Here is a 26,434-nt window from a genome sequence, read left to right on the forward strand (position 1 = left end):
GAATACCTAATTTTAACATTTTAAAATTAAGAAAAAAGCTAAAAATAAAAAAGCCTGAGAAATTATTTTTCTCAAAGCTTTTTAAAACTATCTTACTGTATATACCTTTTCTTTTCCAAATGGTTCTTCTTTAATATAAACCTTCCATTTACCGGAAAATTTAGCAGCACTTATAGAATACTTATATGGACTATCTAATTCATCATATTTGCCTAGATGAATATTATTTTTTCGAAATAATATTTTATTCTTTTTCAAAGTTTTTTTAGTAGAAAATGAACTTTGATAATCATAAATAGTAATAAATTTTCCGTTAATTTTAACTGCATCAAAATCTATAGGTTCATATCCTTGTTGATTTGTAACTTTTTGCATTTGTTGTAATGCAATTGCTTTTTGATTCTCTAAATATATATCTTGGCAAGTATTAAAAATGCAAAATAATATAAATATCCAAACAGGAGATGTTAACAAAATCAACAGTACTTTACGTGGTTTTATAGTTTTCATAGATATTTAGTATGTTGCAACCTTATATGGTGCATATGTATTATTAAAAGTATTAATTAAAGCTTTAGGCATTACATATGTTAATCCCGCTGACCATGTTCCAATAACATTATAATTACCTGAACCATAATAAAATGATTGCCATACTAACTTAGAACAATAATTTGGATCAAAGCTTCTTAAACTAGGAGTAATTTTATATGTTATATATCTATTTTTAGTTTTAGAGTGCGTACTACTCCAAAATTTATAATCAGCATAATTTGCAACTTTAGAACTCATAATTTGCAACTTTAGAACTCATAGTTTTATTTTTAGGACGCCAAATCTGAATTTTTGCTTTACCATGATTGCACCATTTATCTATCCATTGGCTTTTAGTTTTCTGACTATTATTATTAGGTATTCCTGTAACCAACCACTTTACAACATTATATCCACCTGGCATTTCTAAAATATAATTATCAGTTGTAGCTATTGCCGCATGTCCCACTGCTCCACCAACTAATAAAATATCTCCTTTTTTTACTTTACCCATAAATTTTGCTCTCCGCAATGTGGTATATAATGATAAAAATGGTGAATATATCTCTTCATCATTATCAGACTTATCATTTGCAAAAGGAGAAGAACCATCTGGCATAGCACCATAATTATTATCTTGGGCAAAGTATTCTTCAAAATCGATAGTATTATTATCAATATCTAGATACATATCTTTAGCTTGATCATAAGCTGTTAAAAAATCTGAATAATTATAAGTAGATTTTTGTATTTTACCGTCACGTATTCCCTGATTATATAGATTTAAAGCTTCTGAATTATCAGAACTAGGGGAAGCAAATACATTTCCACTACTAGTAATTAATATTATTATATTCAGTATTATGCTTGCTATTAATTTGTTTAATTTCATATATTTACTCCTTTGTAATTTATATCAATATAATAATACTTAGTTTACAAAAAATAAAGTGCTTTCATTGAATTTAAATAAAAAAGCCTGAGAAATTATTTTTCTCAAACCCTACACTAAAACTCTAAATATTCCTATCACTACTGCCACTAATACATATCTTATCCAATTAGGCAATCTATACATTGGCAGTCCCACTAACACTATCCACATAATAATAAATCCAGCCAATATTTCCAAGGAAATAATCCAGTTTCTACTATTATAAAGAAACATATGAATTATAATTACTGGTATTAAATATTCAAAAAAATTTTTATCAAATGCTTTCCATCTTTTGACAAAACCTACTTTTCTAAAATGCAAAAAACTCTCTATTGAATCTGCCTCACTTCTTGCAAAAATAATAGAAGCATAATCAAAGAAAATAACATTTGCATTTAACAAAGCTACTCTTAAAGGCCTACTAATTAAACCAAAATTAACCACTTGCATCTTATTCAAGGTCAATTCTGGTAAGTTTATCCTAGCTAAAAATAATATTAAAGCTGTAATAAATGCATAAATCCAAAATCCGCGCCTTCTATTCACCTTCCAAGACTCCATTTACTAACTTTAATTCTTTATCATACTTAAGATTTGGAATGTCATCATGATTAGCAATAATTACAGCCCGATTTTGCTTTTTCAATTCTTCTAATATTTCTACAAAAACTGCAATTCCTTCTTTATCAATTCCGCGAGTTGGTTCATCAAGTAAAACAATATTCTGCTTTTCCATGATTGCTTGAATAATACCAAGTTTTTGACGCATTCCAATTGAATACTTACTGACAGCCTGTGAATCATCTGGATCAAGCGATAGACGCTTCATTAACTTGCGTACGCGATCTTCATTATAATTATGATTAAGTTCGGCCAAGAATTTCATATTCTCAAGACCTGCTTCATATTCAAGAAAGCCTGGATTTTCAATAAGTGCGCCAATTACATCTCCATCATCAATATTAACTGTGCCACTATTTTGCTTTAAAATTCCAGTAATAATTTTAAAAATCGTCGACTTACCAGAACCATTTTTTCCTATAATATGAAGTCGCTCTCCGGGTTGTAATTCAAAGGATACATCTTTTAGGACTTCTTTTTTGCCAAACTTTTTATTTAAATTCTCAACTTTTAACATACTTTCTCCTTAATAATAAATATGGTGGATTGCTTGATATAATGGATCGAAGATAATGCTATACTTAACCATTAATATTGGCCGTTCTAAGTTATAGTGATATAGCAGCGTTACAAGTAGTGCAAAAACAAATGCCAAATATGGATACGGCATACTATAAGCTGCTATCATAATTAGCATTACGATAAGCATTAATAGCATATGCATTACTAATAGAAGTAATCCCACGCGCCAATCTCCAACTTGAAATAATTTCGTCCGATGAATCAAGCAATATGGAATCAATAGACAACTCCAAAAAATAAACCAGTCCAATAATACTAATTTAAATAATTTTAAAATAGTTTCATTAGTCTTATTACGTACTTCAATCATATTTCTAATTGGACGAAGTCGTAGAATCTGAGTAAAAACAATCAAATAGACTGCAGTTTGAAAATATAATGAGATACCATGTTTATATAAAAACGCATATGGAATTTCAACCATATCATCATGTTGATTACTAAAGAAAAAGCTAGCAACTAAACCAATTCCAGCTATCCAAAGAAGTGTCTGTTTAAAGTATTTCTCTGTCTTATCTTGCATTAGGCACCTCGCAATTGCTTCTTATACCATAATTTAATTAATAAAAATGAAACAGATGCATAAATTATGGCAATTATTATCCAAGTTAAAGGTAATCCTAATGGTGGGAATTGGCTATGTATAGAAACTTGACCTGGTGCTATCAAATTAAATATTGTAGTTATATTAGCTACAAACACAGTAATTGAATTAATTGGAAATAAAGCAAAGAATAGCATTAACGCTAATCCTACAACAGCTCCTGAAATTAGGTAAATAGCATTTTTCTTAATAAATAATCCTATTGCAAAAATTAGTACTGCAAATATTCCCCAACCAACGGAAGAAGTAATCAAATATGCAATTAAATGAATCAAACTATTACTTGTAAAATGGGGTCGTTGACTTACTACTAGACTATTTGAAGTAAAAGCAAACGGAGAATAAAACCAATTAATTAACACTATTTCATAAAGCTGAACACCCAATGCAAAAACGCTAGCAAATGAAAAAACATGTAAAACTGATGTCTGTAAATATTTTTTGTAGCCAATTCTCTGAATTATGTTAGTGATACCATTATTATTCTTAATGAAAATAATATAAAATGAACTGAATACTGGTATTAAAAGTAATGGCATCATACTTGTAATAAATCCGTCATCCGCAAACCCAAATGGCTGTACACCAAGAAACATGTATATTCCATTATCCACATCGAACTTTAACCCAGGACGGAGTTCTTCTTTAATAGCAGCTAATACCATATAAGTCGTTAATACAAAATATATTAATGCCCCTATTACAATTATCTTTTTTGTTCTTTTTGTCATCCCTTTTTCCTCTTTCATTAAGTACAAAAAGAGATCTTACTAAGATCTCTTATCGCTTATTATTTTCGATCTGAACTGAAGTGAAGTTTTACGCGGGTCTCATTAGGTTCAAATGTTTGAGAGCGTACATCTGAATAGTAATAGTAATTACGTTTTCCAGAATTATTATCAGCATGTGTAGTTCTATCTTTATATAAACCAACCCAAGAAGATCTACCAGAGGCATGACTATTAATTAATCGAACATTATATCCTAATACAGCTGGTAAAGCATCCCCATTAAAAGAAGCAACATTAGAGTTAGTAGTTTTTAAGTTAGGATCACCATAAGAGCTCCATGATCCACCAGCTCCTACATTTACTTCTGTAATAGTCCAACTTGAAGCACTAGCAACTGCAGTACCACCTAAAGTCAATGCCAAACCCAATGCAGCAACAGACTTAGCTACAATCTTTTTCTTTGAAAATAACATATCTTTCCTCCAAAACGAAATCTTACTTCATTACTTGATTTAATATTAGAATTCAAGTAATATCTTTAACTACTAAAAGAACTTCATCGGTACCATTGTAAATACCGAAAATAAACTTTCAACAAATTTATTCAAATCGAAAGGACCTCCTCAATGATTAAAAATGAAATTGGTAAAAAATTTAGAGAACTTCGAGAACTACAAAACATAACCTTAACTAAAGCTACTCAAAATATTGATAATCTCTCTGTATCAAGAGTTTCACATTGGGAAACCGGTGATGGAGAAATACCTTTATCAAAATTAAATCAGCTCTTATATAATATCCATATCTTACCTAGTGAATTTGAAAATTGGACAAAATTACGTCCAGAGAATCAACTAATAAATAATCTTCAAAAAGCTTTTATTGAAAATGATTTAGATTTAATTTTGTCATTATCAAGATCACAGTTAGATATGTACAAAAATACTAATAAAAACGAAGATTTATTTTTGGCTGCTACTGGCTACAATTTATACTTCCAAATAACACAAAAAAATTTGCTTTCTACAAATTATCAACAAAAGCTCTACATCGCTTTAAGTAATGTAGACTTCTGGAGCCAATATTACATAAGTATTTTCAGTAATACTCTTGATCTCTTGGATTCAAATTTTGTTTATAGACTTTCTTGCTCCATAACCAATAACTTTTCCACTATTCAAAAGTTAGGATTAGAAACTGAAATTTATGCTACTACTTCACTCTTAAATGCATTAAACATGCTAACCTTAAAAGAAACAACTTTAGCACAGAAATTATTAACTAAAATCAATAAACTACCCTATTCTGCTTTTAACACTGATTCAAGTTTAAGAAAAAAATTTCTATCTCACATATTGTCCTATCAAACTAACAATAATAAGAATGATTACAACATAGCTAACTCTATTTCTAATTTAGCTTCATTAATTGATCGAGATAATCTCGCAAAAGAGCTAAAGTTGACATTATCTAAAGTTCAAAACTCCTCCAAATAATTCACTCTTACAAGTATAAAGAAACGTTTTTCTATATCTACCAAAGTTGCGCGAGACGCAACTTTTTTACACATAAAAAGACGCATCCCTCACGATGCGTCTTCTTCATTATCTTCTTTATTTTGCTTCATCCAATACCAATTCATCCAAGCTTGTACCACTCCATAAACAAGATACATTAAATACAGTGGCCATGCTCCATGAAGTATTGCCCAGGAAATAATCGTCCCAATTAAGATGATTATATCTAAAACTAAAACTATCTTTTCTAAATTTTTAATTAGTCCAACTATTCCTGACAAAATAATCACAGCACTAAATGTAAGCAACCAATAATTGCTGCTATCAAGTCCTGTGCCAATTACCTGACTAAATAATAAAAGCGCGATAATCATGAAGAATACGCGCAAAGACTTTTCTAATTCTTTCATTATAAATAAACTATTGTTCCTTACTTATTACAAATGGACTCAACACACCACTAGCTAAGCCATAAACGAAATACCATGTATAAATATCACCTTGATCTGGATGACGAATCCAAAGAATAAATGCCATCACAGCTAAAAGCGCTCCTAAAAATAAAGTTGAAACCATATGTCTATTAGCTAAAAAACTAACTGCTGTTCCAAGCGTAATCAATAATAATAGACTGAAGATAACTACAATTACTGGTCCTTTTGCCTCTATATTTACATCTAGTAATGAAGCTCCATTCATTAATTGCCAAACTAAGAATCCTGATAGTGCAATTCCCACTAAAAACACTAGAATACGAACTACCATTGAAACAAACTTCTTCATATAGCTTCTCCTTCACATAAATATTATGACAACTATAACTGATTTTTCTTACATACTCAAGTGTTCACCAAAATTCTAATTTTTGTCCAATTATCTTCTAAATTTTTTGCATATTAAAAGAGAGGTCAGATGGGGACTAAACCATTCAACCTCTCGGATTAGGAAACTTTATTAAATTCGAACTACTGTCAGAATATATTTATATCTATATCACTTATTAAGATTACTTATTAAATTTCTTGTAGTTCTTGATGTAACGCTTTGCTACACCCATCATGTGAACACTGATCTTGCTATCGTCATTCTTTAAGCCACTAAAGCTTACACCGAAGTATTTAGTCTTAGCGTCAAAGCCGTTTGATGAACGAAGACCTAACAAGTCGCCTGCGTGTTCCCATTCAGTGTAACGAGAAGCATTGTTGTAATCACTTTCGTTACCGTAGAAACCGCCGAATACCATTTGCTTTACGTTAAAGTAAATTTGATTCTTAAGAGCGGCCATTGAACGAGTTTGACCATGCCAATCACTGCTGATAGGAAGACCAGCTTCGTCTTCATATACTTGACCTACAGAGGAATTAAGACCTGATTGTTTTGCAGCACGTTGAATACCTGCTACATAGTGGTCTGAATCCCAGCATGAACGGTTATTGTTGTAGTATTGTGCAGCAGTACGATCTGCAAACTTCAACGCACCCTTTCTGTAGGTCCAGTTCTTCTTACCCATTTGACGACGGGCAGAATTGATTAAGTTCATAGTGAAGTGACTAAGTTCAACTTTGTCACTCCATGATAAGTTAGTTACATTAACAATCTTAGCTCTGTCTGAAGCATCTGTATCGATCCAGTTGTTGCTCTTCATACCGACCATAGAACCCTTAATCAACTTGTTCTTATCACTTTGAGAAAGGCGTCCTTTGTTAGCCTTCAAAACTCTAGATTTGCTGTAACCAGCTTTCTTAGCACTTGACATGCTAATAGTTGCTGCTTGAGCTGAAGCATTAGTCCCTACTTCATTACTCATCATAACACTACCGCCAAATAATGCAGCTGCAATTCCAAATACTGCTAAAAATTTTACGTTCTTTCTCATTTTCCTAATCCCCTAATCTACTAAATATATAACCATTTGCTATGTTTTTTTGAATTGAATTCGAAGTAGTCAATTTCGTCATCAACTCAATTAGTCCTTTACGTCTCTTCATTTATAAGGATAGCAGGGTTTAAATAATTGTCTACCCGCGAATAGGTTAAATAACACCAGTATTTAATATATAACCTTAGTTATTTTCTACCCATGCAATAAGTCAAGTTCCATAATAGGCGTTATAGAATAAAAATCAGATAAATAATTTTATGTTTTTTTATTTTTCTTCAAAATATATAAAAAAATATATTACTATAACCAAAGTTATAATATACAAAATCATATTTTCTAAAAATAAACCTTGTTATATAAGTATTTTTACTTATTTTAGTAGTCAAACCCATTTTTATACATAATACAAATAAATTTTTTATTTATCTTCGCTTGTTATCTTATTTTCTATCCCATGATATATTTCAGTTTCTTAGCAGATATCTTTGTTATCTTTTTCCTATTTTTTATAGTAGAAAAACAAAAAAGACCTTTTCAGGTCTTTTTACCATCTTATTCTAAGCCTAGCTTTTTAAAAATGTCGTCCACATGACGTAAGTGATAATGATAGTCAAAAGCATCATCAATATCACTTTCAGACAAGTAGTTCATAATTTCGCTATCTTCAACTAACTTTCTAAATGAAGTTTGTTCATTCCAAGACTTAGCGGTTAATTTTTGTACCATATCATAAGCCTTTTCACGAGAAAGACCAGCTTCATCAATTAGTTTAAGAAGTACACGTTGCGAATAAATCAAGCCATAAGTACGATCCATATTCTTGAGCATTGTCTCTGGAAATACATCCAAGTTAGTAAGAATACGGTTAAAACGATTAAGCATGTAATCAATGCCAATTGTAGCATCTGGCAAAATAACACGTTCAGCACTGGAGTGAGAAATATCACGTTCATGCCATAAAGTTACATCTTCATAAGCTGTTACGATTTCACCACGAAGAACTCGAGCCATCCCGCATAAATTTTCTGAACCAATCGGATTACGCTTATGAGGCATTGCAGATGAACCCTTTTGACCAGCACGGAAATGCTCTTCTACTTCATGAATTTCGCTTCTTTGCAAACCACGAATTTCAGTGGCCCAATTTTCAATACTAGTTGCAATCAAAGCAATCGTAGCAATGTATTCTGCATGTAAGTCTCGTGGTAAAATTTGACTAGTAATTGGCTGTTGAGTAAGACCTAGTTGTTTCATTACACTAGTTTCAACTGCTGGTGGAACATTTGCAAAAGTTCCTACGGCCCCAGAAATTTTTCCACTTTCCACACCTTTTGCAGCATGTTCAAAGCGTTCGATATTACGATTGATTTCTGCATACCAGCGAGCAAGTTTAAGACCAAAAGTAGTTGGTTCAGCTTGTACCCCATGAGTACGTCCCATTTCAACCGTATTTTTATATTTAATTGCTTTTTCAGCAATAGTTTTTTTCAAAGCTGCTAAGTCTTGACGGATGATTTCATCGGCTTGCTTTAAAATATAGCCTTGTGCAGTATCCACTACATCAGTTGAAGTAAGACCAAAGTGGACCCACTTCTTTTCATCGCCTAAGCTTTCTGAAACAGTTCTAGTAAAAGCCACTACATCATGATGAGTAATTTCTTCAAGTTCTGCCACACGTTCAACTGTAAAACTTGCATTTTTTGCAATTTTTTCTGCATCTGCTTCTGGAACTTCCCCAAGGCTAGCCCAAGCATTAGTTGCTGCAATTTCAACCTTAAGCCAAGCAGCATATTTATTTTCAAGTGACCAAATTTTGCCCATTTCAGGACGAGTATAACGTTCTAACATAAATTAAATTTCCCAAGGATTCTTCAAAACGATAGTTTGTTCACGATCTGGTCCAACTGAAACAGTTACCAATGGAACACCTACTAATTCTGATACACGGTTCAAGAACTTTTTAGCATTTTCTGGTAATTCTTCCCAAGTCTTTACACCAGTAATGTCTTCTTCCCATGCAGGAAGTTCTTCATATACTGGCTTACATCTATAAAGTTCCTTAAGACTTGCTGGGTAGTAATCAATCTTTTCGCCATCAAGTTCATAAGCTGTACAGATCTTAATCTTGTCAAAACCGGAAAAGACATCAAGCAAATTAAGACTTAAAGCATTAATTCCTGCTACACGCTTTGCATGACGAAGAGCAACTGAGTCAAACCAACCAACTCTACGTGGACGACCAGTAACAGTACCATATTCATGAGCAATATCACGAATTTTATCGCCAGTTTCATCTAATAATTCAGTTGGGAATGGACCTTCACCAACACGAGTAGTATAAGCTTTGCAGACACCAATTACAGTCTTTAAGCGATTAGCTCCAATTCCAATACCAGAAGCAATTCCACCTGAAATAGTGTTTGAAGAAGTTACATATGGATAAGTTCCTTCATCAATATCAAGCATTACACCTTGTGCACCTTCAAAAAGTACCTTTTCATCTTTATCAAGTGCATCATTCACAAGGACAGAAGTATCAGTTACATACTTCTTCATTCTTTGACCATATTCTAAGTACTTTTCAAAAATATCATCAAAATTAAGAGCAGGCTTTTCATAAACCTTAGTAAAGAGTGCATTCTTTTCTGCTAAGTTTGCACGTAATTTTTCTTCGAAAGTATCTCTTTCAAGCAAGTCGCAGACTCTAATACCAACTCTTGAAGCTTTATCCATATAACAAGGACCAATACCATTTTTAGTAGTACCAATCTTCTTATCTCCCTTGGCTTCTTCTTGATATTCATCTTGCAAGATGTGGTAAGGCATAATGATATGAGCACGGTTTGAAATACGAAGCTTACTTGTATCAATGCCTTCTTTTTCAAGGTTATCAAGTTCGCCGAACATTACTTCAGGATTGATAACAACACCATTTCCAATAACTGCACCATCTTTTGCAGCAAAAATTCCAGATGGAATAAGACGCATCTTAAAAGTTTTGCCATCAATATCAATAGTGTGGCCAGCATTGTTACCACCATTTGAACGAACTGCCATTGAGGCTTCTTTACTTAAAAAGTCGGTAATTTTACCCTTACCTTCATCGCCCCATTGACTACCTACAACTGCAACTGCTGTCATTTTTACTTTCTCCTCTAAATCTCAATAATTGTTACATATGATATTCTAGCAATAATTATTAGAATGTCAATGTAAAAAGCGAATCATTTTTATTTAATTCAAAAATATAGTTCGCTTTTATTGTTGACAAAAAGATGATTCTCTTTTATATTATCTTTGTTTCGAAAACTTCACGATATTTAAGGAGAATATTACAGTGAGCAATTATTTTAGTATGGAAGCCTTTGACTATGATGATATTCAATTAGTTCCTAATAAAGGCATTATCAAAAGTCGCCATGATGCAGATACAAGTATTAAGTTTGGAAGCCGAACATTTAAAATTCCAGTTGTACCTGCCAACATGGAAAGTGTTATTGATGAAAAACTCGCTACTTGGCTAGCTCAAAATGGCTATTACTATGTAATGCATCGTTTTCAACCTGAAACAAGATTAGATTTTATTAAACGAATGCATAAAAAGGGACTTTTTGCTTCAATTTCTGTTGGAATCAAAGATAGCGAATATGATTTTATCGATAGCCTTGCAAAAGAAAATGTAATTCCAGAATACATTACTATTGATGTTGCCCACGGTCACTCTACCTATGTAATTGATATGATTCATTACATTAAGGAAAAACTTTCAGAGAGTTTTTTAACTGCTGGAAACGTTGCTACTCCTGAAGCAGTACGCGAATTAGAACAAGAAGGTGCAGATGCTACTAAAGTCGGAGTTGGTCCTGGTAAAGCTTGCATCACAAAACTTAAGACTGGATTTGGAACTGGCGGTTGGCAACTTGCAGCACTTAGAATGTGTTCAAAAGTTGCAACTAAGCCTTTAATTGCTGATGGTGGAATTCGTCATAATGGAGACATTGCAAAATCTGTCCGTTTTGGTGCAACTATGGTTATGATTGGATCAATGCTTGCAGGTCATGAAGAATCCCCAGGCAATATTATTAAGATAGACGGCAAAACTTACAAACAATATTGGGGATCAGCTTCTGAAGTGCAAAAGGGAGCCTATGGCAACGTTGAAGGTAAGCAAATGCTTGTACCTTATCGCGGATCAATTAGTGATACTTTAATTGAAATGCAGCAAGACTTACAATCTTCTATCTCTTATGCAGGTGGACGCGATTTAAACGCAATCAAGCTGGTAGATTATGTAATTGTGAAAAATACGATTATGAATGGGGATTATTAATTTGTGAAGATTTAATGACCAATTTTTAACCATTTCATTAAATAACAAAAAATAATATAGTATTAAAAAGCAAAATTCGATACAATATCATAGCTTGGGATTGTTAGGTAGTCAGTCCCAAGCATTTTTTTGCAATTTTTCCAAATTTTTTCGTGACAGTAGGAAAATTTATGTTATACTATTGTAGTTGATAAATAACGCGCCCATAGCGCAACTGGATAGAGTGTCTGACTACGAATCAGAAGGTTGAAGGTTCAAATCCTTCTGGGCGCATTTATTAACGGGAAGTGGCTCAGTTTGGTAGAGCACCTGGTTTGGGACCAGGGGGTCGCAGGTTCGAATCCTGTCTTCCCGATTTTTTAAAGCAAGTACAAAATGTACTTGCTTTTTTTATTTTTATCTATTAAAATTAATTTCAATAATTAAAAAGCGATGAAAAGACGAGTAAATAATTCATTCTTTAAGTGAGTTAGCGTTAGTGTGAAGCTAATAGACCCTGAATTATTGAAAAACACTTTGAGCTATTTCACCGAAAAAACTTAAGTAGGTTGAAACGTTTCCGGCACGTTACCACACCGGTGGGGTATGATTGTACCCTAATAAGTGGTCTAGTAATAGACAATTTGGGTGGTACCGCGGAAAAAAGCCTTTCGTCCCTAGTAATTCTAGGAGCGAAGGGCTTTTTCTTTACTCTGAGTAAATTTAGGAGAGATCATTATGGATTTAATTTTACCAAAAGACTATAAACCAACATTAACAGTTAGAGATACCGAAGCAGCTATTGTTTTTATTAGAGAAAACTTTCAAGCAATTTTATCAGATAAATTAAACCTTCAAAGAATGTCTGCACCGATGTTTGTTGAGCAGGCTACTGGTTTAAATGATAACTTAAACGGTGTCGAACGACCGGTTGCTTTTGACATGAAAGATATGCCTGAGCAAACTATCGAAGTAGTTCACTCTCTTGCTAAGTGGAAGAGAATGGCTCTTAAAAAGTACGGCTTTGGTATGCATGAAGGCTTATATACTAACATGAATGCAATTCGTCGTGATGAAGATTTGGATAATGTTCACTCAATTTACGTTGACCAATGGGATTGGGAAAAAATTATCAAAAAAGAAGAACGCACCGAAGAAACTTTAAAAGCAACAGTTGAAAAGATTTTTGCATCAATTAAAGAAATAGAAAAGGCTGTTACTAAGCGTTATCCTGGTTCCACTTATCGTCTTCCTGATAAGATCACTTTCATAACTACACAAGAACTTGAAGACCGCTGGCCTGACCTTACACCAGATGAGCGAGAAGATAGAATTGCTAAAGAAGAAAAAGCAGTCTTTCTTATGAAAATTGGTGATAAATTGAATAGAAGCGGTAAGCCACATGATGGTCGTGCACCTGACTATGATGATTGGTCATTGAATGGTGATATTCTATTTTGGTATGAACCTCTTAAAAAGAAACTTGAAATTTCAAGTATGGGAATTCGTGTAAGCGAAGAAAGCTTACGCGAACAATTAAAGAAAGCTCATTGTGAAGATCGTGCAGAACTACCATTCCACAAGATGCTCTTAAATGGCGAACTTCCATATACTATCGGAGGCGGAATTGGGCAATCTCGCTTATGTATGCTTTTATTAGGAAAAGCTCACATTGGTGAAGTTCAAGCAAGTGTTTGGCCTGAAGAAATGATTAAAAAATGTGCTCAAGATAACATTGAATTATTGTAGAAATGGTTAATTAACTAAAAAAGCTTTGAAATTCATTTCAAAGCTTTTTATTTCACTGTAATATCTCCTTCTTCTGATTTAACTACTAAGACATTCTTTTCATGTACCTTCTTTTTATATGTTGAACTCGCATAGCTATGACCATTTACACTAATACTGCCTTCTTCAGTTGTTAAATCATAGCCTTTAAAGTTATTATCACTAACAGTTACATCGCCTTGTTCAGCTTTAATAGTCATTCCAGATTTTTCTAGAACGTCTTTCAAGCTAACATCCCCTTCTTCTGAACTAACTTGTCCTCCATTGATTGAAGAATTAGCAATATCAACATCACCTTCCTCAGTATTAAACTGAGCTGTCTTAATTACAATATTATTTACTGCAATATCTCCTTCTTCTGACTTAAGATCAGCTTGCGTGAGATTAGTGCCCTTGGGGATAGTTATTGTAATTACAGGATTACCTTTACTTGAGCCTTCTTGTTTAATAATTAACTGACCATTTTTATTTTCGGTTTTTGGCAAAAATTTCTTACCACCTTGATAGCGAACCTGGTATTTTTTCCCAGTTTTTATAACGATATTACTTGTCTCACTATTTACTATCACATTTGAAAATATATTATTATTTAAAACTTTATCAACTTGTTTACCGTCTTCTTTACTACTATTATTGATAATTATTTTTCCACAGCCACACAAGCAAATCATTGAAAAGATTCCTAAGATTACTATAAATATTTTTCTAAACTTCATACTCTCATCCTTTCTATTTTTCATCTTCATTATAACGAAAAAATTCCGCTAGCAAACAAATGTTGCTAACGGAATTTTAATTAGAATAATTATTTTTCGTTTTTTCTTTCTCTTCTTGCAATCCATGACATAATCAATGGTAATAAAATGAAACCAAAAATCATCATTGCAATTGCATACCAATTCAATCCAATAAATTGACCTTGAGCATTTACTATACCAAACTGTGCCTTCCAATTATATTCTACTAATAAGAATATTACCAAAATAATCGAAAGTACGGGAAAGACAACGTCTGTCCAAACGTTTTTATCAGCTTTTAAGATAATGTCTTTTTCAACGCCTTTTCCTTGGAAGAATCTAATAACGGCAATTGGCACCACAATAAAGCCTAAAAATCTAACCATTGCACTTAAGGTAATAAGATTAGTCATATTGTATTGAAAAGCCATTGGAATTAAAATTGCCAAAATTACAGAGATAAAGAAAGTTCTAATTGGGAAATTATTTTTTGTTCTTTTAGTAAGAGATTTCGACATTTGATTTTCACGAGCCATCGCTTCAAGAATTCTTGGTGCATTAAAGCTTGAAGCAACATTAATCCCAAACATAGAAACCAAAGCTCCAACCAAAATCACATCCCGTAAAATTTCATTTTGAAAAATAGCTGCAATCGCTACAACTTGCTTAGTTGTCATTAAAGCCTTAGGATCAAGAATCATTGCAACTGCTACAACACCAATATATACTACCGCAATAACTAAAATAGCCAGTGGTATTGCGCGTGGTAAATTTTTCTCAGGGTCTTTCATATCATCAGATCCAGAAGCTACAGATTCAAAACCTGTAAAAGCATAAAATGCTGAAACAATTGCCATTACAAAGCCAGTAGTAGTTAAAGTTGGTACTATCTTATGCCCATTTCGAGTAATAGAATCCACTTCATTTAAATGACTAGATGCACCACTTACCATCAATAAAACTACTCCAGCCACAATAATTAAAACTAGGGCTGCTAATTTACCAATCGTTGCCAAATTCATTACATATTTAACAACTTTTTGCCCAAACAAATTAATAACCGTGATAACTAGCATCAAAATAATAAAACCAATTGTTACTGCCCAGAAATCTTCAGAATTACCACCAAAAATTGAAATAGTGGAACGAATAACTCCAACAGCCATTACACCCCAAGCAACACTTGCTGAAAAATATCTCAAGATTCCCATATAAAAACCGACTTTTTCACCAAAAGCAGCTTTAGAATATGCATAAGCAGCTCCAGACTTAGTTACATACTTGGCAGCTGCCGCAAAAGAAATTGCTAAAATTGATGCAAAAATGGCTGCAATTAAATATACAAGAAGTGCTCTTAAACCTGCTTGCTGAACAACACTTCCGGGAGTAAGAAAAATTCCCGAACCAATAATTGCATTAATTGCTAATAATACTATTGACCAAAAGCCTAACTTGTCACTTTCTTTTTCACTCATTTGTTAACCTTCTATTTATTTTGCATTATCAACAACCCATTTAAATAAATTGTTCATGAATGCTACATTCTTATTCTTGTGGAGCATTTCCGGGTGCCATTGCACTGCTAAAACGCTACCGTTTTTATTTTCTAAACCTTCAATCACACCATCAGGAGCTGTTGCTGTTGCAATTAAATCAGGTGCAACTTCTTTAATTAGTTGATGATGAAAAGAATTGACTCTAAATTCTGTTTTACCAAGAACTGTTGCAAGTTTGGAATTTTCTTTAACTTTCATACCATGCGTTGGCAAACTAGGAGAGTGCCCTTGCATATGTTTGAGAGTTTCTTCACTTCTATAAGATAAATCTTGATATAAAGTACCGCCATGAGCAACATTGATAATTTGGGCACCACGACAAATTCCAAGTACTGGAATGCCATTATCTTCTGCTAGTTTAAGGAGTCTCATATCAAAATGATCACGTTCTGGCCAAGTAGCGCCAATTTTTTGTTTTGGTTCTTCACCATAAAAACGAGGATCTACATCATGTCCACCTGATAAAATCAGACCTTGAACATTATCAAGCTGCATTTTTATCACTTCATCATTCTCATTAAATGGAATGATATAAGGTACACCGCCATTTTGTATCACAGAATCAACATAATCCTCATTCACATAGCTACGATGGTAGCCTGGAAAAATACCACCATCATCAATAATTACTGAACCAGAAATTCCAATAAGTGGTTTTGTCATCATTATTCACTCCTTACTTACTTTTAATACGTAATTATTATATACAAAAAGCTGTCAGAATGACAGCTTTTAGAATTATTTTTTATTTTTATGTTTAACAATGTAAACGACTGCCGCAATAATTAATACTATTGCACCTACAGCTACTGAAATGCGAGTTTCTGGATTAATAAACATAAAAATCACAATTACTGTAAGCATAATTAATGCAAAGTAATTTGAATATGGATATAACGGCAACTTGAATGGATGATTTTCCATTAAATGCGGATTCTTTTTTCTAAAACGAAGTTCTGCAAGTAATATTACAAACCATGCAACCATACCTGGAAGAACAGATGAACTATAGACCACTACAAAGACATTTTCAAGAGATTTACTAAAGAATTGTAAAAGCACATTCAACATAAATCCGATAAAAATTCCGGAAGTAATTCCGATAATAGCACGATCTGGTACAATTCTCTTTGATATATGGCCAAAAACCTTAGGCGCTTCGCCTTCATGAGCCATCTTATAAAGCATTCTACTTGAAGAGTAAATTCCTGAGTTTGCTCCAGACAAAGCTGCTGTTAAAACAACAAAGTTAATAATTGAAGCAGCTGCAGTGATGCCCACTTTTGCAAAAGTAGTTACAAATGGTGAACCCATTGTTCCTAACTTATCCCATGGATAAATTGTCACAATAACGAAAATTGCACCAACATAGAAAATCAAAATACGCCAAAGTACTGATTTAACACTTTTTACAACTGCTTTTTTAGGGTCAGCAACTTCACCAGCGGATATACCAATTAATTCAATTCCTTGATATGAACCTACAATAATAGCCATTGAGAATAAGAAGCCCTTAATTCCTCCAGTAAAGAAACCTCCATGACTCCATAAATTAGAAAAACCGATTGGATGACCACCATTACCAAAGCCAAAAAGGATTACCATAAACCCTAAAATGATCATTAAAATAATAGTTACAACCTTAATCATTGCAAACCAAAATTCTAATGTTGCATATGCTTTAGCACTGGCTAAATTTGCAAGAAGTAAAAATACAATAATAATTATTCCTGCCATCCAATCATTAGTATTAGGCCACCAAAAACGTAAATATTCGGTAGTTGCAACAACTTCTGAAATACCTACAACGATATATTGAAAAACATTTGCCCATTCAGCCAAATATCCTGCAATTGGATGAACATGCTCACTTGCATAATCCGCAAAAGATCCTGTACCAGGATCAACATAGAGCATTTCACCTAGGGCCCTCATTACAATATATAAAATAAGCCCTACAAACATATATGCAAGAAGAACTGATGGACCAGTCCACTTAATTGTAGAAGCGGACCCCATGAATAAACCAACACCAATTGCTCCTCCAAGCGAGATCATCTCCATTTGTCCAGCAGACATTGACCGTTTTAAGGCAGGAGCTTTTCCTTTCTTCTGACTCAACTCAATCATCCTTTCAAAGCAAACTATTTCCAAGGAAATACTTTATCTTCTATTCGTAATCTTATTTTTTAACATTATACATGAAATATGAGAAACTTTTAATATTTTTATTTAGATAAATTAATTTTTATGCTTTTCTACTAAGCCATAGCATCCCCAAAGAAGTACTACAAAGATTATGGAAATAATTAAAGGCAATCTAGTTGATTCAATAAAGAATAAAATCACTAAAATTACAAAGTAAAAAATAAGTGTCAACCAACTAGTAATTGGATAACCTGGCATTCTAAAACTACCAAGATTATTTTTATTTGCTTGACGATATTTAATATGAGCCCACATAATAATCATCCATACAATAATAAAACAAATAGTTGATACTGTAGAAACAACATCAAAAATTTTGGCAGGCATTAAATAGTTCAAGATAACAATTACAAATAGAATTAATGATGAAACAGTTAAGGCATTATTAGGAACTGCCTTATTACTTAATTCTCCAAGTTTTTTGGGAGCATTGCCTCCTCGAGCCAGTGCATAAAGAGAGCGACTCGTAGAAAATATTGCACTGTTAGTTGCAGACATTGCCGCTGTTAATACCACAAAATTTAAAATACCAGCAGCTCCAACAATCCCAATTGCACCAAACACTTGCACAAATGGACTAGAAGTTGTTTGAATTTTATTCCAAGGATAAACAGCCATAATAGCAAGCATTGATCCAATATAAAATAGCCCAATTCTAACTGGTAAAGTGTTAATAGCTTTAGGAATATCCTTATCAGGGTCAGATGTTTCACCTGCTGTAAGTCCTACAATTTCAACTCCAACAAAAGCAAAAACAACCATTTGGAAAGACATCATAAAACCCCAGCCACCAGTTGGGAAAAAGCCACCATGATTAAATAAATTACTTAAAGATACCGGTCTTCCTGCTACGTTGGTATGAAGCAAAAGCAAAACTGCCCCAGTCAAAATTAAAGCAATGATTGCAATAACTTTAATCATAGAAAACCAACTTTCAAGTTCTCCAAAAAGCCCAACATCTACCATATTAATTAGCATTAATAAAACTACAATAACTAGTGGCCCCACCCATTGAGGAAGCCATGGGAACCAATAACGTAAATATATTCCTGTTGCAGTTAAATCAGCCATCGCTAAAGTTAGCCAACAAGCCCAATAAATCCAACCTGCAACAAATTCAACTCTATCTCCCAAATACTCTTTAACCGCATCTAAAAAGGAATGTTTTTCTGTATCTGCTAAAATCAGTTCCCCAAGAGCTCTCATCATGAAAAAAGTAATAATCCCAACAATAAGATATGACAAGATAATTGAAGGGCCAGCGCTACGAATAGCAGAACCGGAACCTAAGAATAATCCTGTACCAATCGCGCCCCCTATTGCGATCATCGTGACGTGACGACTTTTAAGTCCACGATTCAATTTCGTTTTTTTCTCATTCAAAATATTGCGCCTCCCTAAGATATAAAAAGGCGCCTAGCTAGTAAAATGAAACTTTACTATCTGGGCGCCGCTTCATTAGTTGTGAATTGCTTATAATTATAAGCACTGAAGGCGTTTTTTGTCAATTACTAAAATGTTAAGCGTTTACTAAATTAATTTTGACTTTTAACCCGATTATTCCAATAAACTGTAAATAAAACAATAACTGCAATAATTCCTAACCACCAAAAGTCACTAATCATAAATCCGCCTAAAAATCCAACAGGAATAAAAGCAATTAAAGCTACAACAGTCATTATCCAGGCAATAATACCTTGATAGAACTTAAGCCAATTACAAATAATATAAACCACATAATAAAATGCAATAACATAGAAAGCTGCCACCATAATATTTTGCATCCAGCCCGGCAAGCCATAAATATATGCTCCAGAAATTATTAAAATCATAAGTGTAATAAAAGCTAAGTAAGCAAAAATAAAAGTTACAAATAAATGCAAGAAAACCAGTAATACTTTTTGACCATTACTAAAGCTGTCAAGATTAAAATAAATTAATCCTAATATAGACGGAAGTGCCATTACAATTGCTCTAGTTAAAATCCAAACCGTTCCATCTGTTGGAATTCCTAAAGGCATATCTGCCATTGATTGTGTTAATGACAGAATAAATGTAATTACTAAAGATATTTCCATAATTACACGAATCCATTTTGCTTTTTCTTGAAACCAAAAACAGATTGCAGCAATAAAATAAAAAGCTCCATAAATTATTGATAATAAAACTGTTTTTTCCGGAAAGTGTACTACAAAAGCGATTATTCCTGAAAAAACTGCTAGAAAACTTAAAATAATTTTTATACTCAAATCAAACTTTTTGTTATTATGCATTTTTTCCTCCAAAGTAATTCATGTACTAACTCTCATTATAACCTTTTTGCAAAAATACAAAAAAGGACTATTCCCCTGGGAATAATCCTTTTCATCAATTAAATGCCTTAATAACTAGTCTTCTTTTTTCTCAGCAGCTTCTTCATCTTTTGCCTCAAGTTCACCATCTTTTACTTCTTCTGGTGCAGTAAGGTCTAAGATTGATTCACCATTCATGTATAAGTGCTTGTCATCTGCAGTGAAGCTAATCTTCTTAGTGTCAGGTTCCTTCATTACAAGCTTAGCAATTGGAGTTTCAAGATCTTGTTCTACTACTCTTCTAAGTGGACGAGCACCGAACTTCTTGTCGTAACCTTTTTCAGCTAAAACTTTCTTAGCTTCTTCACTAACTTCAACTTCTACATTCTTCTTAGCTAAGGCATGTGACATTCTCTTCAAGTAAATGTCGATAATCTTGCCCATGTCTTCTTCAGTAAGTGAATTAAATGGAACAATTGCATCCAAACGGTTCAAGAATTCTGGTCTGAAGTAGTTTTCCAAAGCTGAGATAAGCTTGTCTTGGTCAACTTCACCATCTTCTAATAACTTATCTGAAAATCCAGCGTTTGAAGTCATAATCAAGATAGTGTCCTTGAATGAAACAGTTCTACCTTGTGCGTCAGTCAAACGACCATCATCCATAATTTGGAGAAGAGTATTGAAGACTTGTGGATTTGCCTTTTCAATTTCATCAAACAAAATCAAGCTATATGGTTGATGACGAATCTTTTCAGTTAATTGTCCACCTTCGCCATAACCTACATAACCAGGAGCTGAACCAATCAACTTGTTAACTGCCATTTCGTCTTGATATTCAGACATATCTAAACGAATGAAGTGATCTTTATTACCAAAGAGGTTAATAGCAATTTGCTTAGCGAGTTCAGTCTTACCAACACCTGTAGGTCCAGTCAAAAGGAATGAACCAGTTGGGCGATCGCCGTCTTTAAATACTTGCTTACGAGCAATAGCATCAGTAATTACATCTATTGCTCTATCTTGGTCAATAACTACATTCTTAAGCTTATTAGCTAAATCTAAGTTCTTTTGAGCTTCATCAGCATGTAATTCACTCATTGGAATATTAGTCTTTTGTTCAATAATCTTATAAATGTCTTTGTCAGTTACAACTGGAGTATCAGCCTTATCAACATGCTTCAAATCTTTTTGAAGTTTATCGATCTTGGTCTTAAGTTCAGCTGCTTTATCATAATCTTCTGCTTTAGCAGCTTCTGCCTTTTTAGATTCTAAGGCATGAATACGAGTCTTTAAACTTTCTTCATCAGCTGGCTCAACTAAAAGTGCCTTCTTAGCACCAGCTTCATCCATCAAGTCAATTGCCTTATCTGGTAAGTAACGACCTTGAATGTATCTTTCTGATAATTCAACAGCAAGCTTTAATGCGCTGTCGTCATATTTTACATGGTGGAATTGTTCGTACTTCTTCTTAAGTCCTTCCAAAATCTTAACTGCAATTTCAGTTGATGGCTCTGGAACTTGAACTGGTTGGAATCTACGAGCAAGAGCAGGATCCTTTTCAATTCTTTGGTATTCACTAGTAGTAGTTGCACCAATTAATTTAAGTTCACCACTTGCTAAAGCAGGCTTCAAAATGTTAGCTGCATCACCGTTATTATTTTCAGAATCAGTTGAACCTGCACCAACAATGTTGTGCAATTCATCAATGAATAAAACAATATTAGGGTTCTTCTTAGCTTCATCAATAACTTTCTTCAATCTTTCTTCAAAGCTACCACGAAGACTAGAACCTGCAACCATATCATTAATGTTAATTGCGATAATGTGCATGTCTTTCATCTTAGCTGGAACATTGCCTTCCGCAATTCTTTGTGCCAAACCTTCTACAATAGAAGTTTTACCAACACCAGCGGGTCCGATTAATACTGGGTTATTCTTCTTTCTTCTGGAAAGAATTTCAATTACGTTATCAATTTGTTCATCACGACCGATAACTGGATCGTATTTATTATTCTTAGCTTGTTCAACCAAGTCAACACCAATTGGCTTTTCCTTTTGTTGTGGAGCTTGGGTCATCGTTTGAGGTGTTGCGCCCATGCTACTTGAATAGTTAATTGGAATTGAGCCTCTACTTGATGATGAACTAAAGTCATCATTGAAGAATGAGCTATTCAATTGGTTAAATAAGTCGTCAAAATTGTTGTCAAAGTATGCCATATTTGCAAACACTCCCTATAATTAAATTTAAGTCTTTTAGCACTTAAGTTATTCGAGTGCTAATTGATTACATTTATAAGTATAGCAGGTTATCCACAAAAAGCAATACTTTTTCTGAAAGTTTTCCACAGAAATTCATTATATTGTGATTTTCACATTAAATATCCGCTAAAACATTGATATATCAACACTTCATATATTTCACAAATTCTAAAGAATTTCTAAAGATACACCTATTTTTAAAGAAAAAATACTGCAATTTGCCAGGAGTTTTCCACAGAGTGCAATTATTATTCCGCTTCTAAGTGTACTATGTAGACGGGCTATTGGAAGCCCTACCAACTTCTAAGCTTAGTTTACCACCTTGAATTTTCAATTCAATTAAAGTCACTTTTTAATTAATTTTGTAAATAAAAAAGCACCCAAAATGAGTGCTATTAGTTACTATTTAACTTTTTCTTTTCTTGCCATTTTTCCTTTTAGGAATGTTTTGTAAATTATTAGAATCTTTATTAAGTAAGTATTGTTTAATTGCATCTACAACTTCTTTATTTTGCGGAAGTGCTGAGTGGTTCGCATTGGTTCCGGTTACTGTCATTTCAGTAAATTGCTTAACTTGATTTTGAAATACATATTTAGCCGCTGCCACACTGGCTTCTGGTACAATTCCATCAGATTCGTAACTTTGACCACCGGTTAAAGAATAAACAATTAAACTTTTTGGCAAATTCTTTTTATATTTAATAAAATCGCTCAACATCTGAGTTTTATGACTAATATTACTTTCATTAAAATTAAACGGTGAAGCTAAAGTCATTAATTTCTTGATTTTAATTTCATCAGAATAATCAGAATAGTAGTGTTCTAACCAATACGTTAAAATTAATCCACCATTAGAATGGCCAAATGCCTTAAAATTATTGAATTTATAAGATTGACTGACCTGTTCAAATGCAATATCAAACCATTTCGCTTGCTTTTTTATATTAGCATAACCATCTTTATTATTTTCAAAACCAATAACTATGATAGGTTCATTGTCACCTTTATTAATTGAACCACTATATTTCAAATCGCCATTAGTTTGAACTTCAATTTTTAAGACACTATGCGGATGCGGGTTATTTTTATTTAATTTTGCAATTAAAGGATTGAATCTTTCTATTGTTGCACTTGAACCGGGTACCATTACTACAGGTGACACCATTGATTTACGACGTTCTGCTCGATCATGGTTGGTCTTCTTCATCCAAGTATAGCCTGGAATAGATAAAGCTAACACCAATAAAAATAAAATTAATAACCATTTGAAATTTCGTTTATTTAGCATATTTATCTTCTTCCTTATCATAAGCTAATACTTTTTCAGAAATTTCTTGAGCTATTTTTACAGTTGGAATCAATACTCCAACATCAAAGATAAATAATACTACTGTAAAAATAAAAGTTGCCCAATTACCATTAGTTCCAAAAAATGAATACAACAAACTAGGAGATCCCGACAAAACTGGATAAGCTGTCGGCATTATTATATGCAATTTAATTGCAGCAGCCGCAAATAATTCATTGATTGCTGGTAAAAATACAATAGGAACAAAATAAATTGGATTCAAAATAATCGGTAATCCAATGAAAAGTCCATTAGTTGCTCCAAAAGTTACTGGAATCAAGTTGATTTTAGCGACAGCTTCTATTTCTTTTTGCTTAGTATATAAAATTATGACCATTGCCAATGCAAAAATAACCATTAATGCATAAGAATTAATCAATGCACTTCCGAGATATTTATATGGGACATTGTAAGAATTACCATGACGTAAAGCGTAATTCAAATTAGCAATTGCAGCACCACTATTAGAAGCCGTAGTTAAAGATGAAATAGGATAACCAATCCCAAACCACCATAATAGCGAAACAATTATAGTTAAAGGAATAATTATCAATAGATTATTAGAATTTTGAAGTTTGGTTGCTAAAGACGTAATGTAATAAGAATCTAGCAAACGAATCTTGAATAAATAGATAATAATCCCAATTATTAATCCTAATAATATTGCTACACTAGTTGGCAAAAGTGCATTCCAAGCACGATGACGAATCCGATCAGTATGCTCAAACGTTGACTTGACGTAATCTTTACCTAAATAATGAAATACTTGTCCTACAATATATCCAATGATAATTGCTAAAAGAGTTCCATTAATATTAAGCATTCTTGAATAAAATACTGCTCGATTATTACCTGGATTTCTAGTAACTTCACTTAAATATGAACAGAAAGTAATTACAATTACTGCCGCAATTCCTGCCATAGTTGAATCTTTTCGATACAAGCGCGCAGTATAAACTGCTGCAAAATATGCAACGTAAATACCAAAGATTCCAATTGTTACCTGTACCATTCCCCGGGTGATACTATTACCCGCATCCCAAACCTGATTGGACATATTTTGATCAAAATTAAATATATTATAGATAAGGCTATCTGGTGAAAAAAATTCATCCCTTAATAACTGAAAAATAGCCCCAATAGTTGCAACCGGCATCAGCATCACAAGTGTTCGCTGAACAATTCTAAAAAATACTCGCCGTCTCAACCATACTAAAGACTTGATAAAGTAATTCATACCAACATTCTCCTTAAATCATTCCTTTCAATTATACTAGTATTTCTTAACTTAGCCAGTGGTATAATTTAATTAAAAAGAAAAATAAAGGTGAACAACATGGCAAGAAAAAGAATTGAATTAACTGATGAAGTTGAAAATTTAGTAGATAAATATATGACAATGAATGGTGATAAGATGGACTTAAATGAACTTACTAATAAAGCCCTCAAATATTATGTTATTAATCATCTAAGCCCTAATGAAATCAAAGAAGCTATCAAACAAAAAGACATCAAACGTTCTAAGTACGTTGATGACATCCTTAGTTCTAGTTATAGAGATTTTGGTGGATATTAAAAGGTCGAGCATAATGCTCGACCTTTTTAAAACCATGTAATTATTGATGATAAATCTGAATCTAAGTTGAAATTTGGTTTTGAAATTTCCATGTAGAATTTCATGCCAGATTTTGATAGTTGATTTTTTTGAGCTAATTTTTCAAAGGCGATTTTAAGTTCTTTTAAAACCTTTGGTTCAAAAGTGCCATTCTCAAGAGAAATAATTGCAGCTTCAACTATTCTTTTTTCTTCAGGATTTTCTAGTTTTACTTTTTGTAACGCTTCTTGTAGTGTCATAATTTATCTCACTCTTTCACGAACATGTCTTACTGTGAAGTAAACGATAACTACAGCTTCAATTGCTAAAAGTATCTTATTTTCTACATCAAGCTTACCTAAGCAACCAGCTACTACTTCAACAAAAGTTAATAACCACACAGTCGTTTCCAATGTTGCGCCAACTTTTTCGTTTGTATAAGACATGATAGTTAATACCAAAGTTATTAGAACAACTACACCAATGATAATGTTAACTGGATTAGTATAAACGTTTTCTGTTTTTACAGTATTAATTAATGCCAATAATAATATTAATATAAATCCTGCCCATCTATCTTTGATCTTCATTTTTAGCTCTTCTTTCTTCTTTTAATTAATATCTTCATACCAATCTTAGCTAAATCATAAATACCAAGGCCAATCGCGATACAAAACGCGCTAATCCAGAATTGCATGTTATTTTGCTCTTTCTATTCCAAAGCCTTTTTTGCCTTTTACTCGTCTTATACTCCACCATGCCACTTCTATAATTAAGGAAATCATCCCTAAAAGTACAATCGTTGCTTTAAGATTGTAACCCCAAGTTGTAGTTGGTTGATACAAATTACTAAGTAAAAACATAACTTCTAATACTTCTAATAAAACTAAAATAACTTTTCTCATAATGAATTCTCCCTATTCGACTCGCTTAATC

General features: G+C 32.9%; 29 protein-coding genes, 2 tRNA genes and 1 other annotated feature. Of the genes, 6 read left to right on the top strand and 25 right to left on the bottom strand.

The window, feature by feature from the left end; genetic code table 11:
* Positions 1 to 87 precede the first annotated feature (87 nt).
* The 8 genes from FOD82_RS08040 to FOD82_RS08070 all read right to left on the bottom strand — a co-directional run bounded on the left by FOD82_RS08040 (position 88) and on the right by FOD82_RS08070 (position 4,482).
* Positions 88 to 510: a hypothetical protein gene (locus FOD82_RS08040; RefSeq protein WP_144355916.1), complete on the bottom strand. Its 423-nt coding sequence runs from the start codon at positions 508 to 510 to the stop codon at positions 88 to 90.
* 6 nt (positions 511 to 516) lie between these two features.
* Positions 517 to 792: a hypothetical protein gene (locus FOD82_RS09905; RefSeq protein WP_186277725.1), complete on the bottom strand. Its 276-nt coding sequence runs from the start codon at positions 790 to 792 to the stop codon at positions 517 to 519.
* Entirely contained in the window at positions 782 to 1,426 is a 645-nt protein-coding gene (locus FOD82_RS09860) for a hypothetical protein (RefSeq protein WP_242450208.1), read from the bottom strand. Before FOD82_RS09860 ends, FOD82_RS09905 begins: the two co-directional genes overlap by 11 nt.
* Positions 1,427 to 1,537: 111 nt before the next feature.
* Positions 1,538 to 2,017, bottom strand: a complete 480-nt coding sequence (locus tag FOD82_RS08050) for a hypothetical protein (RefSeq protein WP_144355917.1) — start codon at positions 2,015 to 2,017, stop codon at positions 1,538 to 1,540.
* Positions 2,010 to 2,609: an ABC transporter ATP-binding protein gene (locus FOD82_RS08055; RefSeq protein WP_144355918.1), complete on the bottom strand. Its 600-nt coding sequence runs from the start codon at positions 2,607 to 2,609 to the stop codon at positions 2,010 to 2,012. Before FOD82_RS08055 ends, FOD82_RS08050 begins: the two co-directional genes overlap by 8 nt.
* Before the next feature lie 9 nt (positions 2,610 to 2,618).
* On the bottom strand, positions 2,619 to 3,197 hold the full coding sequence (locus tag FOD82_RS08060; protein WP_144355919.1) for a hypothetical protein: 579 nt from the start codon (positions 3,195 to 3,197) through the stop codon (positions 2,619 to 2,621).
* Positions 3,197 to 4,009: a hypothetical protein gene (locus FOD82_RS08065; protein WP_144355920.1), complete on the bottom strand. Its 813-nt coding sequence runs from the start codon at positions 4,007 to 4,009 to the stop codon at positions 3,197 to 3,199. The genes FOD82_RS08060 and FOD82_RS08065 overlap by 1 nt, the downstream gene beginning before the upstream one ends.
* A 59-nt stretch (positions 4,010 to 4,068) precedes the next feature.
* Positions 4,069 to 4,482, bottom strand: a complete 414-nt coding sequence (locus FOD82_RS08070; protein ID WP_144355921.1) for a hypothetical protein — start codon at positions 4,480 to 4,482, stop codon at positions 4,069 to 4,071.
* Positions 4,483 to 4,635: 153 nt separating this feature from the next.
* On the opposite strand from FOD82_RS08070, the gene FOD82_RS08075 reads away from it, so the two are divergent.
* Positions 4,636 to 5,505 (top strand): helix-turn-helix transcriptional regulator, encoded by an 870-nt coding sequence (locus FOD82_RS08075; protein WP_144355922.1) that lies wholly within the window; start codon positions 4,636 to 4,638, stop codon positions 5,503 to 5,505.
* 89 nt (positions 5,506 to 5,594) lie between these two features.
* Here FOD82_RS08075 and FOD82_RS08080 read toward each other — a convergent pair whose 3' ends face one another.
* The 5 genes from FOD82_RS08080 to FOD82_RS08100 form a co-directional block, all read right to left on the bottom strand.
* The gene (locus FOD82_RS08080) at positions 5,595 to 5,936 is read right to left on the bottom strand and encodes a hypothetical protein (protein ID WP_144355923.1); all 342 of its coding nucleotides are present in this window, start codon (positions 5,934 to 5,936) and stop codon (positions 5,595 to 5,597) included.
* Positions 5,937 to 5,946: 10 nt separating this feature from the next.
* Positions 5,947 to 6,309, bottom strand: a complete 363-nt coding sequence (locus tag FOD82_RS08085) for a hypothetical protein (protein WP_144355924.1) — start codon at positions 6,307 to 6,309, stop codon at positions 5,947 to 5,949.
* A 223-nt stretch (positions 6,310 to 6,532) separates the two neighbouring features.
* Positions 6,533 to 7,402, bottom strand: coding sequence for an SEC10/PgrA surface exclusion domain-containing protein (locus tag FOD82_RS08090; RefSeq protein ID WP_144355925.1), 870 nt, complete (start codon positions 7,400 to 7,402; stop codon positions 6,533 to 6,535).
* Between the two features lie 558 nt (positions 7,403 to 7,960).
* Positions 7,961 to 9,256 carry an adenylosuccinate lyase gene (gene purB, locus FOD82_RS08095; RefSeq protein ID WP_144355926.1) on the bottom strand — a complete coding sequence of 432 codons (1,296 nt, stop codon included), beginning with the start codon at positions 9,254 to 9,256 and terminating at the stop codon, positions 7,961 to 7,963.
* A 3-nt stretch (positions 9,257 to 9,259) separates the two neighbouring features.
* The gene (locus tag FOD82_RS08100; RefSeq protein WP_144355927.1) at positions 9,260 to 10,549 is read right to left on the bottom strand and encodes an adenylosuccinate synthase; all 1,290 of its coding nucleotides are present in this window, start codon (positions 10,547 to 10,549) and stop codon (positions 9,260 to 9,262) included.
* Between the two features lie 196 nt (positions 10,550 to 10,745).
* On the opposite strand from FOD82_RS08100, the gene FOD82_RS08105 reads away from it, so the two are divergent.
* The 4 genes from FOD82_RS08105 to asnA all read left to right on the top strand — a co-directional run bounded on the left by FOD82_RS08105 (position 10,746) and on the right by asnA (position 13,466).
* The gene (locus FOD82_RS08105; protein ID WP_144355928.1) at positions 10,746 to 11,738 is read left to right on the top strand and encodes a GMP reductase; all 993 of its coding nucleotides are present in this window, start codon (positions 10,746 to 10,748) and stop codon (positions 11,736 to 11,738) included.
* A 199-nt stretch (positions 11,739 to 11,937) separates the two neighbouring features.
* Positions 11,938 to 12,011, top strand: a tRNA-Arg gene (locus FOD82_RS08110).
* Positions 12,012 to 12,019: 8 nt separating this feature from the next.
* Positions 12,020 to 12,093, top strand: a tRNA-Pro gene (locus FOD82_RS08115).
* Positions 12,094 to 12,161: 68 nt separating this feature from the next.
* Positions 12,162 to 12,399: a binding site (T-box leader), on the top strand.
* A gap of 56 nt (positions 12,400 to 12,455) precedes the next feature.
* Positions 12,456 to 13,466 (top strand): aspartate--ammonia ligase, encoded by a 1,011-nt coding sequence (gene asnA, locus FOD82_RS08120; protein WP_144355929.1) that lies wholly within the window; start codon positions 12,456 to 12,458, stop codon positions 13,464 to 13,466.
* 47 nt (positions 13,467 to 13,513) lie between these two features.
* On the opposite strand, the gene FOD82_RS08125 is transcribed toward asnA, so the two are convergent.
* From FOD82_RS08125 to FOD82_RS08165, 9 genes are all read right to left on the bottom strand, one after another.
* Entirely contained in the window at positions 13,514 to 14,221 is a 708-nt protein-coding gene (locus FOD82_RS08125) for a DUF4097 family beta strand repeat-containing protein (RefSeq protein ID WP_186277726.1), read from the bottom strand.
* An 89-nt stretch (positions 14,222 to 14,310) separates the two neighbouring features.
* Positions 14,311 to 15,717: an APC family permease gene (locus FOD82_RS08130; RefSeq protein ID WP_144355931.1), complete on the bottom strand. Its 1,407-nt coding sequence runs from the start codon at positions 15,715 to 15,717 to the stop codon at positions 14,311 to 14,313.
* A 15-nt stretch (positions 15,718 to 15,732) separates the two neighbouring features.
* The gene (locus FOD82_RS08135; RefSeq protein WP_144356039.1) at positions 15,733 to 16,461 is read right to left on the bottom strand and encodes a gamma-glutamyl-gamma-aminobutyrate hydrolase family protein; all 729 of its coding nucleotides are present in this window, start codon (positions 16,459 to 16,461) and stop codon (positions 15,733 to 15,735) included.
* Positions 16,462 to 16,536: 75 nt separating this feature from the next.
* A complete protein-coding gene (locus tag FOD82_RS08140; protein ID WP_242450219.1) occupies positions 16,537 to 17,877 on the bottom strand; it encodes an amino acid permease in 1,341 nt (446 codons plus the stop codon).
* Positions 17,878 to 18,039: 162 nt separating this feature from the next.
* Positions 18,040 to 19,389, bottom strand: a complete 1,350-nt coding sequence (locus FOD82_RS08145; RefSeq protein ID WP_144355933.1) for an amino acid permease — start codon at positions 19,387 to 19,389, stop codon at positions 18,040 to 18,042.
* A gap of 152 nt (positions 19,390 to 19,541) precedes the next feature.
* Positions 19,542 to 20,279, bottom strand: coding sequence for a hypothetical protein (locus tag FOD82_RS08150; RefSeq protein ID WP_144355934.1), 738 nt, complete (start codon positions 20,277 to 20,279; stop codon positions 19,542 to 19,544).
* 114 nt (positions 20,280 to 20,393) lie between these two features.
* Entirely contained in the window at positions 20,394 to 22,514 is a 2,121-nt protein-coding gene (locus FOD82_RS08155) for an ATP-dependent Clp protease ATP-binding subunit (protein ID WP_144355935.1), read from the bottom strand.
* A 448-nt stretch (positions 22,515 to 22,962) separates the two neighbouring features.
* Positions 22,963 to 23,865, bottom strand: coding sequence for an alpha/beta hydrolase (locus FOD82_RS08160; RefSeq protein ID WP_144355936.1), 903 nt, complete (start codon positions 23,863 to 23,865; stop codon positions 22,963 to 22,965).
* Positions 23,834 to 25,141 carry a PTS transporter subunit EIIC gene (locus FOD82_RS08165; RefSeq protein ID WP_144355937.1) on the bottom strand — a complete coding sequence of 436 codons (1,308 nt, stop codon included), beginning with the start codon at positions 25,139 to 25,141 and terminating at the stop codon, positions 23,834 to 23,836. The genes FOD82_RS08160 and FOD82_RS08165 overlap by 32 nt, the downstream gene beginning before the upstream one ends.
* Before the next feature lie 99 nt (positions 25,142 to 25,240).
* On the opposite strand from FOD82_RS08165, the gene FOD82_RS08170 reads away from it, so the two are divergent.
* On the top strand, positions 25,241 to 25,480 hold the full coding sequence (locus tag FOD82_RS08170) for a hypothetical protein (RefSeq protein ID WP_144355938.1): 240 nt from the start codon (positions 25,241 to 25,243) through the stop codon (positions 25,478 to 25,480).
* 26 nt (positions 25,481 to 25,506) lie between these two features.
* Here the strand turns inward: FOD82_RS08170 and FOD82_RS08175 are convergent, their stop codons facing one another.
* The 3 genes from FOD82_RS08175 to FOD82_RS08185 form a co-directional block, all read right to left on the bottom strand.
* Entirely contained in the window at positions 25,507 to 25,758 is a 252-nt protein-coding gene (locus tag FOD82_RS08175) for a hypothetical protein (RefSeq protein WP_144355939.1), read from the bottom strand.
* A gap of 3 nt (positions 25,759 to 25,761) precedes the next feature.
* Positions 25,762 to 26,088, bottom strand: coding sequence for a hypothetical protein (locus FOD82_RS08180; protein WP_144355940.1), 327 nt, complete (start codon positions 26,086 to 26,088; stop codon positions 25,762 to 25,764).
* A 108-nt stretch (positions 26,089 to 26,196) separates the two neighbouring features.
* Positions 26,197 to 26,403 (bottom strand): hypothetical protein, encoded by a 207-nt coding sequence (locus FOD82_RS08185; protein WP_144355941.1) that lies wholly within the window; start codon positions 26,401 to 26,403, stop codon positions 26,197 to 26,199.
* Between the last annotated feature and the right edge of the window lie 31 nt (positions 26,404 to 26,434).

The sequence above is a fragment of the Lactobacillus sp. LL6 genome (genome assembly GCF_007570935.1).
In the GTDB taxonomy this organism is placed as follows: Bacteria; Bacillota; Bacilli; order Lactobacillales; family Lactobacillaceae; genus Lactobacillus.

Excerpts from the sequence above, each read along its gene's own strand:
- FOD82_RS08175 (WP_144355939.1), bottom strand. The coding sequence starts at position 25,758 with ATGACACTACAAGAAGCGTTACAAAAAGTAAAACTAGAAAATCCTGAA.
- FOD82_RS08085 (WP_144355924.1), bottom strand. The coding sequence starts at position 6,309 with ATGAAGAAGTTTGTTTCAATGGTAGTTCGTATTCTAGTGTTTTTAGTG.
- FOD82_RS09860 (WP_242450208.1), bottom strand. The coding sequence starts at position 1,426 with ATGAAATTAAACAAATTAATAGCAAGCATAATACTGAATATAATAATA.
- FOD82_RS08065 (WP_144355920.1), bottom strand. The coding sequence starts at position 4,009 with ATGACAAAAAGAACAAAAAAGATAATTGTAATAGGGGCATTAATATAT.
- FOD82_RS08100 (WP_144355927.1), bottom strand. The coding sequence starts at position 10,549 with ATGACAGCAGTTGCAGTTGTAGGTAGTCAATGGGGCGATGAAGGTAAG.
- FOD82_RS08125 (WP_186277726.1), bottom strand. The coding sequence starts at position 14,221 with ATGAAGTTTAGAAAAATATTTATAGTAATCTTAGGAATCTTTTCAATG.
- FOD82_RS08040 (WP_144355916.1), bottom strand. The coding sequence starts at position 510 with ATGAAAACTATAAAACCACGTAAAGTACTGTTGATTTTGTTAACATCT.
- FOD82_RS08075 (WP_144355922.1), top strand. The coding sequence starts at position 4,636 with ATGATTAAAAATGAAATTGGTAAAAAATTTAGAGAACTTCGAGAACTA.
- FOD82_RS08130 (WP_144355931.1), bottom strand. The coding sequence starts at position 15,717 with ATGAGTGAAAAAGAAAGTGACAAGTTAGGCTTTTGGTCAATAGTATTA.
- FOD82_RS08185 (WP_144355941.1), bottom strand. The coding sequence starts at position 26,403 with ATGAGAAAAGTTATTTTAGTTTTATTAGAAGTATTAGAAGTTATGTTT.
- FOD82_RS08160 (WP_144355936.1), bottom strand. The coding sequence starts at position 23,865 with ATGATAAGGAAGAAGATAAATATGCTAAATAAACGAAATTTCAAATGG.
- FOD82_RS08180 (WP_144355940.1), bottom strand. The coding sequence starts at position 26,088 with ATGAAGATCAAAGATAGATGGGCAGGATTTATATTAATATTATTATTG.
- FOD82_RS08090 (WP_144355925.1), bottom strand. The coding sequence starts at position 7,402 with ATGAGAAAGAACGTAAAATTTTTAGCAGTATTTGGAATTGCAGCTGCA.
- FOD82_RS08055 (WP_144355918.1), bottom strand. The coding sequence starts at position 2,609 with ATGTTAAAAGTTGAGAATTTAAATAAAAAGTTTGGCAAAAAAGAAGTC.
- FOD82_RS08140 (WP_242450219.1), bottom strand. The coding sequence starts at position 17,877 with ATGTCTGCTGGACAAATGGAGATGATCTCGCTTGGAGGAGCAATTGGT.
- asnA (WP_144355929.1), top strand. The coding sequence starts at position 12,456 with ATGGATTTAATTTTACCAAAAGACTATAAACCAACATTAACAGTTAGA.
- FOD82_RS08070 (WP_144355921.1), bottom strand. The coding sequence starts at position 4,482 with ATGTTATTTTCAAAGAAAAAGATTGTAGCTAAGTCTGTTGCTGCATTG.
- FOD82_RS08170 (WP_144355938.1), top strand. The coding sequence starts at position 25,241 with ATGGCAAGAAAAAGAATTGAATTAACTGATGAAGTTGAAAATTTAGTA.
- FOD82_RS08155 (WP_144355935.1), bottom strand. The coding sequence starts at position 22,514 with ATGGCATACTTTGACAACAATTTTGACGACTTATTTAACCAATTGAAT.
- FOD82_RS09905 (WP_186277725.1), bottom strand. The coding sequence starts at position 792 with ATGAGTTCTAAAGTTGCAAATTATGCTGATTATAAATTTTGGAGTAGT.
- FOD82_RS08080 (WP_144355923.1), bottom strand. The coding sequence starts at position 5,936 with ATGAAAGAATTAGAAAAGTCTTTGCGCGTATTCTTCATGATTATCGCG.
- FOD82_RS08060 (WP_144355919.1), bottom strand. The coding sequence starts at position 3,197 with ATGCAAGATAAGACAGAGAAATACTTTAAACAGACACTTCTTTGGATA.
- purB (WP_144355926.1), bottom strand. The coding sequence starts at position 9,256 with ATGTTAGAACGTTATACTCGTCCTGAAATGGGCAAAATTTGGTCACTT.
- FOD82_RS08150 (WP_144355934.1), bottom strand. The coding sequence starts at position 20,279 with ATGCATAATAACAAAAAGTTTGATTTGAGTATAAAAATTATTTTAAGT.
- FOD82_RS08135 (WP_144356039.1), bottom strand. The coding sequence starts at position 16,461 with ATGACAAAACCACTTATTGGAATTTCTGGTTCAGTAATTATTGATGAT.
- FOD82_RS08165 (WP_144355937.1), bottom strand. The coding sequence starts at position 25,141 with ATGAATTACTTTATCAAGTCTTTAGTATGGTTGAGACGGCGAGTATTT.